Annotated in this window: 9 protein-coding genes and 1 pseudogene; 1 reads left to right on the forward strand and 9 read right to left on the reverse strand. The window is 63.0% G+C overall.

All coding sequences use genetic code 11. The features are described 5' to 3' along the window. The 9 genes and pseudogenes from MELE44368_RS26870 to MELE44368_RS06470 form a co-directional block, all read right to left on the reverse strand. A pseudogene (locus MELE44368_RS26870) lies at nucleotides 1-329 on the reverse strand (hypothetical protein); the annotation flags it as partial. Between the two features lie 141 nt (nucleotides 330-470). Next, nucleotides 471-899, reverse strand: a complete 429-nt coding sequence (locus MELE44368_RS06435; protein WP_128107751.1) for a hypothetical protein — start codon at nucleotides 897-899, stop codon at nucleotides 471-473. Between the two features lie 528 nt (nucleotides 900-1,427). Then, nucleotides 1,428-3,377, reverse strand: coding sequence for a hypothetical protein (locus tag MELE44368_RS06440; RefSeq protein ID WP_128107752.1), 1,950 nt, complete (start codon nucleotides 3,375-3,377; stop codon nucleotides 1,428-1,430). Between the two features lie 40 nt (nucleotides 3,378-3,417). Beyond that, nucleotides 3,418-4,206 carry a phospholipase D-like domain-containing protein gene (locus MELE44368_RS06445; protein WP_164890039.1) on the reverse strand — a complete coding sequence of 263 codons (789 nt, stop codon included), beginning with the start codon at nucleotides 4,204-4,206 and terminating at the stop codon, nucleotides 3,418-3,420. Beyond that, nucleotides 4,203-6,014 (reverse strand): hypothetical protein, encoded by a 1,812-nt coding sequence (locus MELE44368_RS06450; RefSeq protein WP_128107754.1) that lies wholly within the window; start codon nucleotides 6,012-6,014, stop codon nucleotides 4,203-4,205. The genes MELE44368_RS06445 and MELE44368_RS06450 overlap by 4 nt, the downstream gene beginning before the upstream one ends. Nucleotides 6,015-6,039: 25 nt before the next feature. Beyond that, complete coding sequence (locus MELE44368_RS06455; RefSeq protein WP_164890040.1) at nucleotides 6,040-9,522, reverse strand: DEAD/DEAH box helicase; 3,483 nt, start codon at nucleotides 9,520-9,522, stop codon at nucleotides 6,040-6,042. A 166-nt stretch (nucleotides 9,523-9,688) separates the two neighbouring features. Beyond that, nucleotides 9,689-12,079, reverse strand: a complete 2,391-nt coding sequence (locus MELE44368_RS06460; protein WP_128107756.1) for a DISARM anti-phage system protein DrmE domain-containing protein — start codon at nucleotides 12,077-12,079, stop codon at nucleotides 9,689-9,691. Nucleotides 12,080-12,308: 229 nt separating this feature from the next. Next, nucleotides 12,309-14,312, reverse strand: coding sequence for an N-6 DNA methylase (locus MELE44368_RS06465; protein WP_164890041.1), 2,004 nt, complete (start codon nucleotides 14,310-14,312; stop codon nucleotides 12,309-12,311). Between the two features lie 20 nt (nucleotides 14,313-14,332). Further along, the gene (locus MELE44368_RS06470; protein ID WP_164890042.1) at nucleotides 14,333-14,767 is read right to left on the reverse strand and encodes a PIN domain-containing protein; all 435 of its coding nucleotides are present in this window, start codon (nucleotides 14,765-14,767) and stop codon (nucleotides 14,333-14,335) included. 431 nt (nucleotides 14,768-15,198) lie between these two features. Between MELE44368_RS06470 and MELE44368_RS06475 the strand changes: the two genes are divergently transcribed. Further along, a complete protein-coding gene (locus MELE44368_RS06475; protein WP_128107759.1) occupies nucleotides 15,199-16,302 on the forward strand; it encodes a HEPN domain-containing protein in 1,104 nt (367 codons plus the stop codon). Nucleotides 16,303-16,321: the final 19 nt, after the last annotated feature.

Below are 16,321 nucleotides of genomic sequence, written 5' to 3' on the forward strand. Positions count from 1 at the left end.
GCCACACGCGGACACGCGACCGCTCTTACACCACTCCACGGGACGTGACCGCGACCGACGAGCTCCCAGTCGTTCAAATCAGCTTCTAGGCGATCGTTGAGCGCGTGTTCTTTGTACGCGGCGGCTGCCAGTTCATCTTCGCGGGCCCGGCGCTCTTGCGCGGCAATTTGACGTTGTCGCTCGGCCGCTTTGCGCTCCGCATCAAGGGCGGCCCATCGCTCGTACATCGGCATTACATCGCAGATCCGTGACTCCAACTTGAGCGCATCCGCATCTGCCCATCGGACTTTCGTGCTATAGCCACTGTCCGTCGCCACGGTGAGTTGCAACCTGCCGGACCTCACGTAATCATGACATGGAATACGAAACCACTTGTCGCGCTTTGCCTTTGCGAGTTCATTTTCAGTCGAAGTGTGCGGAACCCGATCATGTGGTTCCGCGATGGATAGGGCGCAACGCACGCCGCCCACTTAGAACAAGATGCAGCCGACAATGCCGCCTGTTTGCTCACCGTAGTCGTATTGGCTCGGTGCCCTCGACAACCGCACCGCATGGCCGCGCACGGTGGCTTCAAGTACAAGCGCCTGCAAAAGCCTCAGCGCCCGGGGTCGAAGAGATGCACTGATGTGGTCATCGAGACGCTTTTCGGACTTGAGCTGCTCCACAACCGGATGCCACTTGGAAACCCGCTGCGGCAGCGATCCACTCCTCCAGTCCCTACTTACCCCGGACACTCTTAAGACCACGGATCCCGGCTTTAGCCATTCATGCAGGATCACCTGCTGGTCGTCCGGTGCCATCCGCCGGCGGTTGATAATCGCAACCAGGTGCCGATAATTCGTCACGTCGTCTGTTACGTCCCGCTCCAGTACCCCGCCCGCCGCGACGATGTCCGACACCAAGCGATGCGTCGGCTTCGGTTTGGCGGGCATCTTAGATGGCCGAGCGACAGGCGGGGTTGGACCGGACTCGTTGACTCTTATTGCTGGCGTGCGGGTTCGGTGGAGCCGGTGTCCTACGGGGAAGTTTCCATTCACCAAATAATGCGTTCCCGCGGGCGTGATTACCGCCGCCCACACGCCACCACGTTTCGACAACGTCACGAGGCCACGCCATTCCAGGGCGGCAGCGGTCATCTTGTATGTGAAGTTCGTCCAACGCCCGTCTGGGCACCCTTCGCTGACCCAGCGAAGGACGTCGATCTGACGATCAGTAAGCGGACTATTAAGTGCCACAGATTAATTCGATCATATTTAAGGGCGGGCCACTAGGCTGATCAGAACGTTGTCTGCATACAGGTCGAGCTCGTGATGGCGGGTTCGGACTGTCTCGCGGTAGATCTCGCCTGTGACGAGAGTCGGTCAGATCGCTGCGCCGATACCGAGCTGACTTCGGGCCGACGAACTACCTGAGCACAATGTTGGCCGTCACCAGGAAGGTACTGAATTCGAGTCAGACCTTCTGGCGTCACGATTCGGAAGGTTCCTTTCCACAAAAGGGTGTGCGGATACACAGCGCTGCAACTCTTCTCGCCAGGCGCCGTCCAGACGACCAATTCGCAGTGCGAATCTGCCTAGCATCCGACAGAAGTCATCCTCAGGCCCCTTCGGCGCAGTGCGTGGGGCGAATCGCTTGACCGTGCGCCCGTCCATGACGACGAGATCGAGGATCACGTCGAGATTGCACGCGCGTCGGTTCACCTTCGCGTGGCTGGTGTCGTTCTCGGCATGGACCACTTGGTAGCCGACAGTTGTGAACCCTGCGGCTTGCAGGGCGCCGAAAAGCGCCGCCCACGCCGTCGATTCCCGGTTCGCGTAGGACAGAACGAGGTGGCCGTCCGGTTTTAGGGCACGTCGCATTTCGCTAAAGGCCCGTTCGAGAATCGCCTCATAGTTGGCTGTGTTGACGAGGTCGTTGCAAACAACCGCCTCGCCTTCGAGCCGTGAGGAGTCGAGGCCAGCCCACGCTCGAAAAATCTCGGAGAGCTCACCGTACTGCACATCGTCGTGGTACGGCGGATCTGTACATACCAGGTCGATTGAGTTATCGGCGGCGAGAATCCGTGTGCTCGAACCCACGACCACTCGAACGTCGGCAGCACCGGGCCCGCTCGAGCGTCTTTGTGTTGCGGGTAGAGGCCCCACGATTTTGGGTGTTCGCCCGAGGCGTTCCGCATACCAATTCCCCGCCTTGGCCAGATGGTCAAGGCGTCGGCCTACGGTGCCGCGTCCAGATTGCTGCGCGCCCCAGACGTTGGGCTCGGCGGACAGAGTGGTGATGTTGTACCGGTGGTTGGCTACCGCTTCGTAAGACTTGAGGTACCGCGGATCCCACCGCGATAGGTAGCCGGCCATTTCGACGGAGCCGAGTACTGCCGCATGAAGGACCGCGCCGACGGCGCTGTCGCCGGCAGATGCGGAGTCGATCGCGGCGATGAGCTCATTAATCACGGCATGCTGGCGACGCGGCATGACGTGGTCCCATCGCGTCATGCCATAGCGGCGCAGCACATTGGTTTCCGTGCCGCTGGAGATCGCTGGGAGTCGCGGTTGGCCCGGCCACGAGGCATCCGCCGCCGCGGCGAGCTCTCGCTTCGAGGGCAGGCCGATTTCGCGGCGGCCAGCCACGGTGCGTTCGACGAGAACAGGTTCCCATCGTATTGCTCCTGCTTCACAGATACGGCCGGAATAGCCGCAGCGACAATCGAACCGGCGCCCGGTCGTGTAGCGCGCTGAGGGATCAGTCAGTCGATTGCACGTCCAGCACCGCGTACGCCGATCCGCGCGGCCCTGCAGAAGGTGCCCGGAGGGACAGGCCAACCAGCCCCAGTTTCCGCCCCTGTCGATGCGTTCAGTGAGGCTGACGAGCGCCGATGGGAAGAGCCGCGTGAGATCGGCGCAGCGCGGACAGGTAACCAGCGCAACCCGGAGGGTGTGCGCGACCATCGCCGGGGTCCCGTCCTCGAAAGTCGTCGCGTATGCGTTCTCAAGCATGCCTGCCACGTGTGCGCGGAGGCGGTCGGTAGCAGGCTCGAGACGGCTAGCCTGCGGAAGCGACAGCATCGTTGTAAGGCTTTGGGCTGCCCAGAGATTGATGTCCTGGGCGTATACGCGGTGACCACGGAGCAGCGCGGCCAGAGCGATAACACCCCCGCCGGTGAACGGGTCGGCCACTACGAGCCGACCCGGCATATCGATGTTGGCAGCGTCGATTAGCGCTCCGGTCACGGCTTCTGTACGACGCGCCCACCACCGATAGGTGGTGATCGGCGGCAGTGCCGTTTGCCTGGAACGTGCTTCTGCACCCGCCGCCGCACTAACAGTGCTCACTTTTAGGTGACGGAGCACGCTGCGATGGCTGGCAGATGGATCGGTCATTCCCTCTACTATGCCCGACACGGCCGACGGTTCTGCTCGGCTACGCCGGGGGCGTCGTCACGAACACCCCGGCGGCCTCAAGGTGCTCGAGGAATATAACGAACCGTTCGGCTTGGCCCGCAGTCAGCTGGACGCCGGCTTCGATGTGGCCCTGGAAACCCCATGATGTGAGGTTTGCGGTGCCTAGGTAGCCAAGCCGTCGGTCGGCGATAACGAACTTGGCGTGAAGCATGGTCGGACGAGGACCGCTGAACCACCGCACACCGGCGTGCCCGGTCGCGAGAAGCGGATCGAGGCGTTCCTTCAGGGATCTACGGTAGGACTCCTCGGACGGGCTGTTTGCGTAGACCACGGCGGTCACTGCACGTACGTTGAGCGCTGGGAGCAACACTTCGTCGAGGCGTTCGAAGCCTTCTTCGTTCCAGAAGGCTCCGCCGAGGTGCAGAGTGCCGGTCGCTTGCCGGATGACGTCAAGCACAAGGCCATCGAGGCGTTCCAGATCGGCAACTGGCGCGGTACCGGGTGGGGCAGAGAGCACCAACCGAGGCTCTGGCGCTGGAGCGCTGTTGGGCAAGGTACTTGCGGCCAGGATTTCGCAGACAATGACCAACTCGGCTGCTCGGTGGAGCACTGGCACGCCGCTATTGGTGACGACCCCGGTCGTCACCAGGTTCCTGCGGGCGGCGTAGACGAGGTTGTCGTTCCTCCGCGGCAGTGCCGCCGTACCCTCGTCGAGGATCTGCGTCGCAACGCGGACCGCACCCTGGCGACTGCCGACGGCATCCGCGAGCAGTTCTGCAACGGGTACAAGAGCGACCAGGCCGGTCACGGCGTCGCGGCCTGCTGACGAGTCCATAACCAGAAGCGGCGCAACAGCTTACGGTCGAGGTCGGCATTCCAGGTCCGACATCCGAAGGACAGGTGCAGGCAGCGATCACACGCGGCATGTTGTCGGAGCGGCGAGGTTTGCGAGCACAGCGGGTCGTTGTCACAGTGGTCGATCGCATCCGCAGCCCGGTTAAGCCAGGGCCCGATGCGGCGGCGCTGTACGGTATCGAACGCTCCGAGGGTGAAGTCGGCGTAGGACGCCACATAGACAGCCGTTGTCAGCGCGTTGGGCACGATCCATTCCGCGAGGCTGGACTCGCCGAACCCGCTCTGACCGTCGTCGAGGGCGCGAAGCAACGCATGCGACGCCGAGTGCACCAAGCGACGGACAACCCCGGCAGCGCCTTCTCCACCAACTTCGAGGTCGACGGCCAAGATCTCGGCGAGCGCGATCCTGGCGTCGCGGGCACTGGCCGGGACTATGCCCGCCCACAGGGCCTGATGGTGCAAGAAACCGAGGATTACCCGCGCGTCGAACGTGATCAACAGCGCCTCGGTATTCGCAGGGACGGCGAAGATGGGGGTTCTGTTGTTGTACTGGCGCGCGGTCGCGTACGTGCGTAGGTGTGCGTGGCCCGGTTCTCGCGCCGCGCGCGTGTAACCGTAGCTGGCGACCACGATCGGGAAGCGCTGAGTTACGGAGATGTCCTCGATGCCCAAGGCCGCCATCGTCATTGAGGCCGCCGATACCCCGGCGACCGCCCCGGTACCCGAGGCGTTGGCGGCGACGTCGGCGAAGCTACGGCGATCGTCGATGACGTTGGTGTCGAACAACCCGGCGCGCTCCACCATGGGCAGCTCGCGCGCCATCTCAATGACATCTCGGCTGACACCTGCCGTGATCGCCGCAGTTCCGGCTGTTGCCGGCCCCTGCAGTGAGCGGACATTGGCGATGGTGTCCTCGTCCAGACCGCTTGCCCTCAGGCGCTTTTCGGTCTCGGCCCACTGCTCTGGCGATTGGCGCGGGCTCGTCGCAGGCCGGTCGAGCTCGGTAAGCGAAACGGCGAGGTTCTGCTGATCGCCGAGCCACGACGCCAATGCCGCGACACCGCGGTCGTTGTGTCGTTGCAGGTTGTCATAGGTCTGGTTGGCAGAGATGTTCAGAATAGTGAGGGTCTGCGGGTACCACAGGCGCTGGTCCCGGGCGGTGTAGCCCTGGCGGTAGGGCTGTCCACCGCCGCGTGCGTAATCGCCGCAGTTACAGGGCGTGAAGCGCGTGCTAATCGCGCTACCACAGGTACGGCAGCGCCACGATGATGCGCGAAACGAGCCGAGGTCTTCCAGGTACATGTTCGCGGCGTTTCCACAGGTCGTGCAGCTCGGGGTGTGCAGCGGCTCCATCGCGCCGCAGTTGTGGGCGGTCAGGTATCGCAGCTGGCGCATCCTTGAGGAGCAGTTCGGGCAGCGCAGCCTGCCGCTGGCGTTGGTGTCACTGACCAGCCTGTCCTGACGCCACCACCGCGTGATGCGACCGCAATTGGAGTTGGTGCACTCGAAGGTCAGTGGGTAGACGTCCCACACGACCTCCTCGGGCTTCAGGATCACGTATTCATCTGGGTTCGTTCGCGGATTCGGGATGCCAACCTGGTCGGGACGCCAGCGGTTGATCTCCTCTGTGAGCTGGTCCAAGAGAACCATCCGGTTGATGTCGCTGACGCGGCCCCCGCTGACATGGTGGACACGGGCGTAGAAGCCGTCTTCATGAGAGAAAACGGCGTCGGGAAGATAGCGGTACAGGACCTGGGTCATTGAGCGCTGCATGTTTGGAGTCCTCTCAGGGGTAGAGGCGGGAGATGACCTGTTGGGCGTGGCTGCCGCCCCGGAACTCGGCTGGGGGGTCGACATCACGCAGGCTGTTCATGACGGGGCTGCTGAAGAGTCCGGTAAGCCAGTCAGACTGCCATTGCTGGATGCGAGGCAGTTCGATCTGATCCCAGCGACGTAGCGCGTCGTCTACGAGTCGCTGCTCGTCTGCTGACATGGCCGGGTCGGGCACTGGGCACCGATACGCACGGGCGATCCGATCGGTGAGCTGTGGCCGAAATTGCGCGGCCCGGGCGTTCCACCACTCGCGGAATCGGCGGGTGGTGTTGATGTCCTCTTCGGTCCCCCAGTGGGCGTCGCGTGTCTCGTCCCACAGCAGCGCGCAGACGACGCCCGGCAGGGTTCGCTCGATCGCGCGGCTGGCGAATCGGTTCACCGGGACCGGCTCCACCATGCGCTCCAGCGCAGAGTGGGTGGTGAGAAAGCTTTGATACATCGAAGTCTCGCGGCGGTTGGCCCGGTCAAAAATGTCGATGACCAACCCGACGTGACTTCGGCCAGCCCGTGCCGTCGCTTGAATGTACTGAGCGTAGGACGGCGGCATACCCGCGAGAATCTCGAAGTTCAGCCGGTCGAGGTCCACGCCGTGCGACACGACCGATGTACCAACCAAGCCCCTGATGCGGTCCGCTCGGCTGATCGCGGTATCGCAGTCCTGGACAGCAGCGATGATCGCGGCGAGCTCGCCCAGTGACGTCTCGCCGGTGACATACTCGGCCTTCACCCGGTCGGTGCCGCCGTTGATGAATCTCTCCGACAGGCGGTTGAGGTCGTCGAGGATTGCGACACCGTGAGCCTTGGAATTCACGTAGGCAAGGGACAATTCGTAGTCGAACAGCATCGACCTTGCCTCGGCGGCCGTGCGCGTGACCCCGGCAGCGGCCATCGCGGCCAGCAGCGGAGTTGGGTCATCGGTGAGGCGGTGGACGTGCTCGATGATCCGCGCTGTCACTGCCCCGGCGAGGTCGACTTTGACCGTGCCTCCTCCGGAGGGGAGCACGCCGAGATAAATGCGGCGCACGTCGTCGGTGACCATGGTGTAGAAGGATCGCTCCAGCGTGCCGCCCCCGGTAGGGAACATTCGAGGGCGGCGGCCGTACACCTGGGAGAGCTGGTCTTCGAACTGTTCGATGGTGGCGGTGGCAGCAATAACCTTGGGGGGTTCGTTTCCAGCGCCGCGGGCGAGCTCAGCCAGCAGGGTGTGATACTGAGCGGCGAATACTCCGAGCTCTTCTCGGACCAGGTGCAGTTCGTCCTGGACCCACAGCGCGGGGGTGGGGTCCTTGAAGCCGGTGGGCGCGGTGTGCGTTGCCGGATCGGTATTGCAGTCCTTGGCGATGCAGGCTTTATGCGTGTACCAGCCGTGCTGCGGACACCTTGCGCGTGGTCCGCGGTTGATTGCAGTGAGCTGGCCGTTGCGAGCGAACGCGCAGATCTTGTCGACCGTCGACACGATGACCGAGGATTGGTAGCGCGTCACCTCGTCGTCGCTGGCATGGATGGCCAACTTGTGAGCGCAGGCGCGGCATACGTGGTGTAGCCGTTGGTCGGTGAGGTCGCAATCCAGGCCAATGCTGTTGTTATTGCCACAATTTGGGCAAGCGCCGACGAGGCGCTTGGCATCCCGGTCGACCTCGGACCAGCGTGCGAACTCGGTCAGGCCGGGCCACCAGCCGTTGGCGTCGGGGTAGGCGAGGCGGTTAGGTGTGTTGCCTGAGCCGACGAAGTAGCCGAGCGTGAAGGGGTCTCCTCCGACATTCTCAGATTCGCGGAGCACTTCGGCGTGATGGAGGATCTCGTTCACACGAGACAGCTGTTGTACGGACAACATTCGCAACGGGAACAGCAACCACGCGCTGATTCCCCGCTCCTTTGCACGCAGTCGGTCGTAGAAGAGGCCGACCACGATCAGGCCGAGGTAGGCCTCAGTTTTACCGCCGCCGGTCGGAAACCACAGCACGTCGACGGCGTCGAGTTCCTCGCGAAGGCGCGGGTGAGTCGGGTTCTCGCGGCCAGCCAGAGCGCCGAGCTCGGAGACGATAAAAACGAGCTGAAAGAGCCGCCATTGGGCGACCGGACCGCGCGATGCGGCGAAGGCATTATTGGTGAGCTCGAATGCGCGCGCCAGGTTCGGATCGGCTCGCAGCAGGTCCAAGCCCAGCTCGAAACGCTGCACCTCGACTTCGAACTGGTCGCGTAGCCTTTCGATGTGCCGTCGGTCGTCGGCGTTCTTGGCTGCGCCGAAGTCCCATCCACGGTGAAACGCTCGCATCTCCGCGCCCAGCGCTGGCAGCGTGGTGACCCAGTTTGCCGCGAGGTTGCTGAACGAAATGTCAACCGGTGCGGCGGAATTGGCATCGCGCTGGATGTGGACCGGGAGAGTCTCGGCGATCAAGGTGTTCGCCGTGCCTCCCGCGCGAGCGACACACCCACGTCCTCGTCCCACGACCGTAGCGATGCGGGCGTAGCGGCAATCGTCGTCTGCGAAGCCGAGCTTTTGTGGACGCAGCGCAGGCGAGTCGACGGTCACCGCCATCTTGGTGTCGTACAGGGACAGGTCTTGAAGATCACGCGCGGCAAGAACTAGGGCGTTGGTGATCGACACCGATACCGCGGTGTTCCCGTCAACGGTTGGGAGCGTCGTGACGGTCAGCCGTGGCACGGGAGCCATCGGTGTCCATGTCGCGTCGCGACGGGCTGCCACGGCCTGGTGGAATGCGGCTTCTGTGCTCATCGCAGCGGCAACCGGAAGCGTTTGGTTATTAGTGAGTTTTCGAAGGGCGGTTGGGCCGGCATAGTGATCGTCGACTGCTCTCGACGCGTCGGTGGCCAGCGGGCAGCCGGTCGCCAAATCGCTACTCATGACGGTGCGCTCGTCGCCGGTCACGGGCACCGACATGGACACAGTCACGTGCCGCTGATCGCGCCGCCAAGTCGGGTTGAGAGGAACCGTGGGCCGACGCCGCGGGTTCGCCCCAGTCGCCGCCGCCCGTCGCGCGGCCTCCGCCGACACGTCGGCGAAGTTAGGCAGCAGCTGATGGTAAAGGGCGTAGTCGACCTCGACGGTGAGATCGACGGATGCCGGCGTGCCGTCCACAACAAAGTCCAAGCCGATCACGCCGCGGTTCTCTACGGGTGGCGGACTGGCTGGCGGTGCGTCACCGGCGTCGTTTCCGGCTGGCGAGCCGCTCCCAGTGGGCGGCGCCGCCTGCGCCGCCGGCGGCGGCGTGGCGATCGTGACGCCCAGCACGCCGACGCGGACCTTCTGTTCCGGAGACCAAGGGAAAGGATGGTCGCCGCCAAGTCGGTCGGTCAGAGCTTCCACCAAGCCATCAAGGACGTGGTGGACGAGAATCTGTTCATCGCGGTTCGCGGGGCGCTGCTGGTTACCAGCGGGAGGAATGGGGCTGCCGAAGCCACCGGTGGCGTTCATACTCTTGATGTCCTTTGAAGTGAAGGGAAATTCGGTTGGACACCGACGCCGCAGGCGGGCCGGCCCAACCCCAAGGGGTAGAGAAGGACTATTGAGTTGTGCACCGCACTGCTGCGGCTCGTAATTGAGGCTACGCCTTCGTCCTGACAAGTACCGGCGCCTTCGATCAACGCAGCCGGCCTGCAAGGTTGGCGGGCACGCTTCTTGGGCGGCCGACATCGATGACCTCCGCGGCAATGAACTCATCGAGAAGCTCGTCAGCGCTGTCGCCGATCAGCCTCCGAAGCCGTACGACGGCGTCGTCGGAACGGCCCGAGGCCAGAGCAGTAACGAAGTAGCCCAGATCGCGGTGCAGGGTACGCAAGGTCCCGGCGACACTGTCCAGCAACCGCAGATCGGGCACGGGTTGCTGCGCGGCACGGAATACGGCGGCAATGTCACCTGGCGACCGCGGTGCGATCGTCTCGCCACTAGCCCATTTGCTAAGTTGACGCGCGGCGCTCCCCCCGGCATCGCGGACCCTGTTGATCGCTGCCCGCTGCGTGCCGTTGGCGTGCAGCACCTTTCGTGCGGCGCTCCGGAACTGCTCCAGCATCGCATCGAGCGCTGCGACTTCGTCGTTGGTGTGGCTGACCGCGACTAGGCGTGCATGCACTGATTCGGTACCGTCGCCGGCCGGAACGATGATTACGTCACCGCGCGCGACCTCGCGCAAGGGAAGGTGCTTCTGGCCGCCAGCGGTGATGACCAGGACAGGCGTCGCGAGATCGCCATCATTGTCCACCTCGTTGCGCGCCCACCACGTGCGGCCGTCGTCGAGCTCGACGGGAACGCAGCTGCGAGAGCTGCCGGAGGCCTGCCATCCACTGGGCGCCTCGCCGATTATCGACGGCGCATCGATGGCGGCGCTGGCACGGTCGAGGACATCGACGATCGACAATCCGGGTAAGCGCAATCCAGGTAGATCATCGACTGTAGCCATAGCCTCGACGTCAACTGCCGGGTTGACTGCAGGCGCTGGCTCCGAGACGCCGAGCGCTCGGAACGTTTTGCGGCGCCACGCATCAACGCCGCCTTCCCAGCGGCGCAACTGTCGGCGAACGGCAGCGTGTTCAGCGTCGTATGCGAGCATCCAGGTTGCGGCCGCCTCGCCGCTGAACAGCAGCGAGAAATGCCACGGCGGTGGATTGCCGGTAAGGATCTGGAGGTCGGCGTGTGCTGGCGGGTACCGCGTCGCGAACGTGGTGACGTCGACCCTGGCGCCGATCCTCTCCCAGAGCGCGACCTGCGCGTCGGTTCGGTCTTCGCCGGTTAGCGTGTCCTTAGTAGCCGCGGCTGCCGCCTTGCTATGACATCGAACCAAGATCTGGCCGACCTCACGACGGTCCGCCCGGTCAAGCATCTCCCACAGCAAGGAAAGTTTCGGATTGCACTCGTCGAGCTGCCGCCACAAGGTGTCAACGGCCATCTTGAGCTCGCCCCAGCGGGCGACACCCCAGGAATGCCACTGCCCGGGCCCGGTGAAATCCAGACGCTTGAGCACCTGCCGCAGACCCCCCGGGCCCTCCCCAGCCCGGGTGGACAAAGCGCAGGCCCTGCGATAGTCAGGCACCGTCGCCGCCAAACGTGTGCCGGCGTTAAGCAACTTCGTCGGGTAGTCAAGCGCCAGCGGCATGGGCCCACTAGGCCGCGCTGCCAAGCATTGGAAAGCGCGGGCGATCGCGCCATTAACATCATCGTCGCCGGCACGTTGGATGGTCAGCGGCGGCGCACCCCTCTGCCAAAGCATCCACATGCTCGAGAGAGGACTGTCACTAGGGTCCTGGCGGTTGAGCTCGTGAACCAGCGCGGTCACTTCGGCCTCGGTTACCGGAAATACAAGCGGCGCATGGCCAGCTGCTGCCGCGGTCTGCACCAAGGACTCGTCGCCGATGTCGCCGACGACAATCGTTGCTATGGCCGAGTGTTCCGAGGCCCAAGTCAGCGCGCGTGCGCGGCTGTTCGGGTTGGCGATCGAGGTCGCGTCGATGATGACGAGCGGCCTGTTGGACAGCAGCGTTGGGTTGCCAACGCGGGTGTTGAAGTAGACGAGGGAGCTGTTGGTCAGCCCGGTCGTCGAGCCAACCACCGGAGCCAGCTCCCCGCTGCGGGTGAGCCGTTGCGCCGACAGCGGGTTGTCCCGCGCCAACGAGATGCTGCTGTAGTTACGCATCCGCAGCGTCCGCAGCTGCTCGGTCATGTCGACGTCCAGCGCGGCGAGGACGACGGGCCCGTCAAGCAGCTGCTCTTTCAGTCGCAGCAGGTGCATGCAGATCGTCAACGTGAGCGCCACCCGGTGGCGAGCGCGTGGCAGCTGAATGACGGCAACGCTTCCGGCCGGGAAGTCGCGAATGACACGACGGCAGAATGCAAATAGCAGTTGATCGACCGGAGAGACAGGCACGGACACGCCGCCGTCGGTGAACGTGCTGGAGGCCAGCCCGTCCAGTCCTGAATCCCACGTCTGACACAGAAGGACGTCGATCAGTGATGCATCGCTGGCAGCCGACAGGGTCAAGCGCGGACTCCCCCCGGCAATACATCGCCCAGGCAACGTGTCATCGACCGAGTCATGCCGCCGTCGCATTGCACAATCGTGGCTGTGGGACTGTCACACTCAGCCTTTGAGGCTGCAGTTGCCGAGACCACCATGCAACTAGCGTAGGCAGGGAGTCCGACAATACGGGTTGTTTGCGGGATGGTCATCGGGATACGCCGGTCGTGCGTGCCGATCGCAGAGAGCACCCTCACTGATCGCCCGTGTCCATGTCGATTGCGACTGCGCCGGATCCGACCGCATCCGCGAGTGCTTGCTCAAATGCATCGGCCGCGTTAACGATGCGGCGGGCGGCCTGCGCGAGTTCGCGAGCAGTTCGCACCAGATCAGCAATCTCGCGCTGTCGATGAGTCGACACCAAGGGCAGCGTCAGGTCTAACGAACGCAGTGTTGGGATTGTTGAGCCCGTAGCGTGCACAGCATTGACTCCGGCAGCTATCGCAAGCGCGACGTAATCCGGGTCCAGTTCAGGGCCACAGCGCAGAACGGTGATCATGCTCGACGGAACGACACCGCCCGTGGTGCTCTTAACAGCGCGAATCTGACGGTCGCTTGACGCCCACACGAGTACGTCGCCTTCGCGCACCGCGCTCGCCGGCAGCTGACCACCGTGGTCGCGTTCGGATGCATCCGTTTCCGCATAATCGCCGCGTCGCATCGCCTCCGCATCTGCAACTTTCAGTGTGGGAAGTTCCTTGGATGCTGCTGTACGGCGCACGATCTCGAGCAATTCTCGGTCGCGTGCATCACGAACGGTGATCATCGGTAGCCGGTCGGGTGAAAGGTTAGGGTCCGGCGCCTCAGCTCCGATGATAGCGACGGAAGAATCGGCGAGCGCTGCCGTTTTTTCATAGACGACCGAGATGAGTTCGTCCGCCGAGGTTGGCGTCCCGGCGCGAGCGCACCAGTACTGCGGATCAAGGATCACTGTTGGCCCAAGCAGCTCTATGGGGACGACGTCCACATAGCTGGCATCAACCATGTAGAAGTGAAATTCACCATCGTCTGAAGTTGGCGACGGCCCGCCATCAAGCCAGTCGCTCAACTCGCGCCTGAGTGTCACGAAGGCGGTCGCGTCGGCTGGGTCCACCAATGAGTAATCGACCATCAGAACGGCGGCACCGCGTTCGCGTCGGCGAGTGAGGACCCAGAGGTCTGATAACACCTTGCTCGACGGGTGCGCGTTTGCGGGCAACGTCACCACTGCTGCAAGCACGCCCTGGCGGATGAGTTCACGGCGGACGTGGTCGACACGGTCGTCGATGGAGACGGAGTGCGGTAGCACAAGGAACGCCTCACCCTCGGGTGTCAAAGCCTGCACTGCGAGCTGCGGCCAGGCCGCATCCGCTGAGCCCCGGACAGGGCCGAATGGAAGCCGGTGCATCCGTTCGTTTTTGATCGTGTCGACCCGGCGGCCGAACGGCGGAATGCTGACCACCGCGTCGAAGGTGCGCCCAGCGAGCGCATCCACTTCGAGGATGTCGACTTCTTCTATGTCGGCGACGGTCCGGGCGTCAGCGATGAACGACGCGATGAGATCTGGCTCCATCCCATGCAAATTGGCCTTCGGCACGTGTTTGGTGGTCGCCGCCAGCAGTGCCCCAGTACCACACGCGAAGTCGAGAACGGTTTTCGATTCCTCATGGACGAGCCCGGCTAGAAGGTTGTGTAGATTCTGCTCCGCGGCAATGGCGTCCGGATTGCGCCGCCACCGACCCAGGTCATCGAACTCCTGCGCCGCGACTTCGATAAGCTCCGCTCTCTCAACGCCATTGAGCTCAACCTCTAGAAAATGCCGTATGGCATCTGCTTGCGACCTAGTTGCAAAGATCGTCGTATCGAGGTCGCGCACGCTGATACCAACCGGGTAGCGCTCATCGTTACCTTCCCAGTAGGTGATGTGTTCACCCTCGACGGCCGCGATGAGCAGCGTGATGGGATCTGTCGCGTCGTCACACTGCACGTGGTTGACCGTGTACCGCCAATTCCGCATGAGGTCGGCGGTCCGACTGGTACTAGCCACCTTCTCCGGATACCGGTTCGTGAGCCACGCGCGGACAGCCGTCGCATCAAATTGCGGTCGTCCAGGCGCCGAATCCGGGAGCGGTTTGGGAAACTCCTCATGGCGCCGCTGCCAGTTGCTGACGGTGGCACGTTGGACGCCGGCAAGCTCCGCGATATCACTGACGGTCATGCGGGTAGTAGGCGTTCCCATCACGCACTCCACGGGGTGTGGATGCTGCGGGAGAAATCGATCTCACAGCTGACCGAGGCGGCCAGCTTGAGCGCGGCAGACAAGCGGCCCCGCGGTGCGACCACACCTACCGTCAGGCCACGACCGATTAACCTGGCGACCGGAGAGGCGAACCCGCCGTCGCCGGTCACGATGATGGCGGAACTGAAGCGTTGGAAAAGGTTCTCGGTCGCCATTACCTCCTGCAACGCAAGATCGGCGCCGTCGGAGCCGGATCGAGCGACACGGCGGGCATCGGCCCAGCCGAAGCCCGCCGCGAGCACGTTGTGATGGCTGACACCGACCACAACGAGATCGCCAGGCGCCACCAAGCCAGAAGCCAGGTAACCAGCACGGGCTTGACGAGCGCTCAATTCCGTCACGTGGCCGCTCCCGACCACATTCTCGAGGTCCACAAGGTGAACTTTTCGCTGCTTGAGCCCCTTGCTACGCACTTGCATGACTTTCTGTTGCCACTAGATGGCCGTCGCTTTTCATAGTTTCAGTTGTATCGAAGTGAAAACCGGTTGTCAATGCTCCATCTGCCAACCGCTGATTCGCCGAGCATTTGTGGCTCACGCAGACCTGAGATAGCGCCGGTGAACACGAGACTTCGGTCCGCGAACGGCTGGGTGCGCTGCTCCTTCCCCTATGGGCTCGGCTCAAAGGTGGTCAGTCAGTCACATGGCGCCGGGGCACAGGCGGGCAGCTGCCAATCATTGCCACTGTCGGACAGTCGTACGATCGCTGGACATGCCGGATGGTCGCAGGTAGTTGGCTTTGTCATCCTGCAGGCCAGGATCGACCGCTCAGCTTGTTCTGCTGCTCGGCGTAATAGGTTGCTTTCGTGACAGTTACCAAGTGGGACGCGATCCTTCGGTGCCAGACGTGGCACTCGTGGCCCGAAAACCTCTCGGCCGAGCTTGCCGGTGTGCCGATCAATTACGGTGCCGACTCACCCTTAACGGTGAACGTGGTCCTAAGCGCGTACGTGCCGAGATCCGATCCTTCGAAGTTCGTCCCCGAGCAGACCGACCGGGGCCCTGAACTTCCCGATGACCGACTCCGAGATCTGTACCAGGTGGGTGAGTTCTTCTTGAAGACGCCGACCGAGCAAGTACCGCTTTTGACTGCGCCGCCTCGGCATGCGAGGCGCGGCGAGCTGGACATCATTCTCGACTTCGAGTTCGAAGGTGTCCTTCGGGCGGAGTTGAAGGGAGCGCTTCAGGACACCGCCTTCCAGATCATGGGGCTGCTCAATCTACGTTTTCGCGATTTCTTGATTCCGGCGTTGCCCTTCCAGATCAGGCAGTTGGGCGATGGCGACACAGCCACCGCAACCTTTGTGCGTTCGATATGGATTCAAGACCGTCAGGACCTGGACGCCCACGAACTAGCGCATTCACTCCACGACATCGTGCGATTCCTGATTGATCCCTCAAAGGGCGAGAAGTATCGAACTGCGTTGGAGCTCTATGCAGCCCATTTCAACGAACGACAAGCACGCGTCCGGTTTCTCCTCTTGATAATCACGATGGAAGCTTTGGCCGAGGCGTCCCCAAAAGAGCAGGTTGCGTTAAATCTCGTCAGCCAGTGGAACGACCAACTGAAGAGCGAGATGGCCAAGTACGACAAAGGCTCAGACGACCACAAAGCGCTTAATTCACTTAGCGGACAAGTCAATCGGCTCAAGGATAACTCGATCGGCGCGCAGATTGCCGACCTGTTCGCCAATCTTGCAGACGCCAGCGAAGACGAACGAAAATCTCTGCAGCGCAGAGCCAAGGATGTCTACAACGCGCGAAGCACGCTAGTCCACGACGGATACCTGCCACCTGTTCAACTCCGTGACCTGGAGACCGAAGCGCGAAAGTTGGTCGAGATGCTGCTTGGCAATGCCATACCTCGTAGCAATCCGCCCACAGGCGTGAGAATCGAGATCTCTGGCTAAGGTCGGATAGGCGGGTTGG

Origin of the sequence: Mycolicibacterium elephantis DSM 44368 (assembly GCF_004014805.1) — a bacterium.
Taxonomy (GTDB): Bacteria; Actinomycetota; Actinomycetes; order Mycobacteriales; family Mycobacteriaceae; genus Mycobacterium; species Mycobacterium elephantis.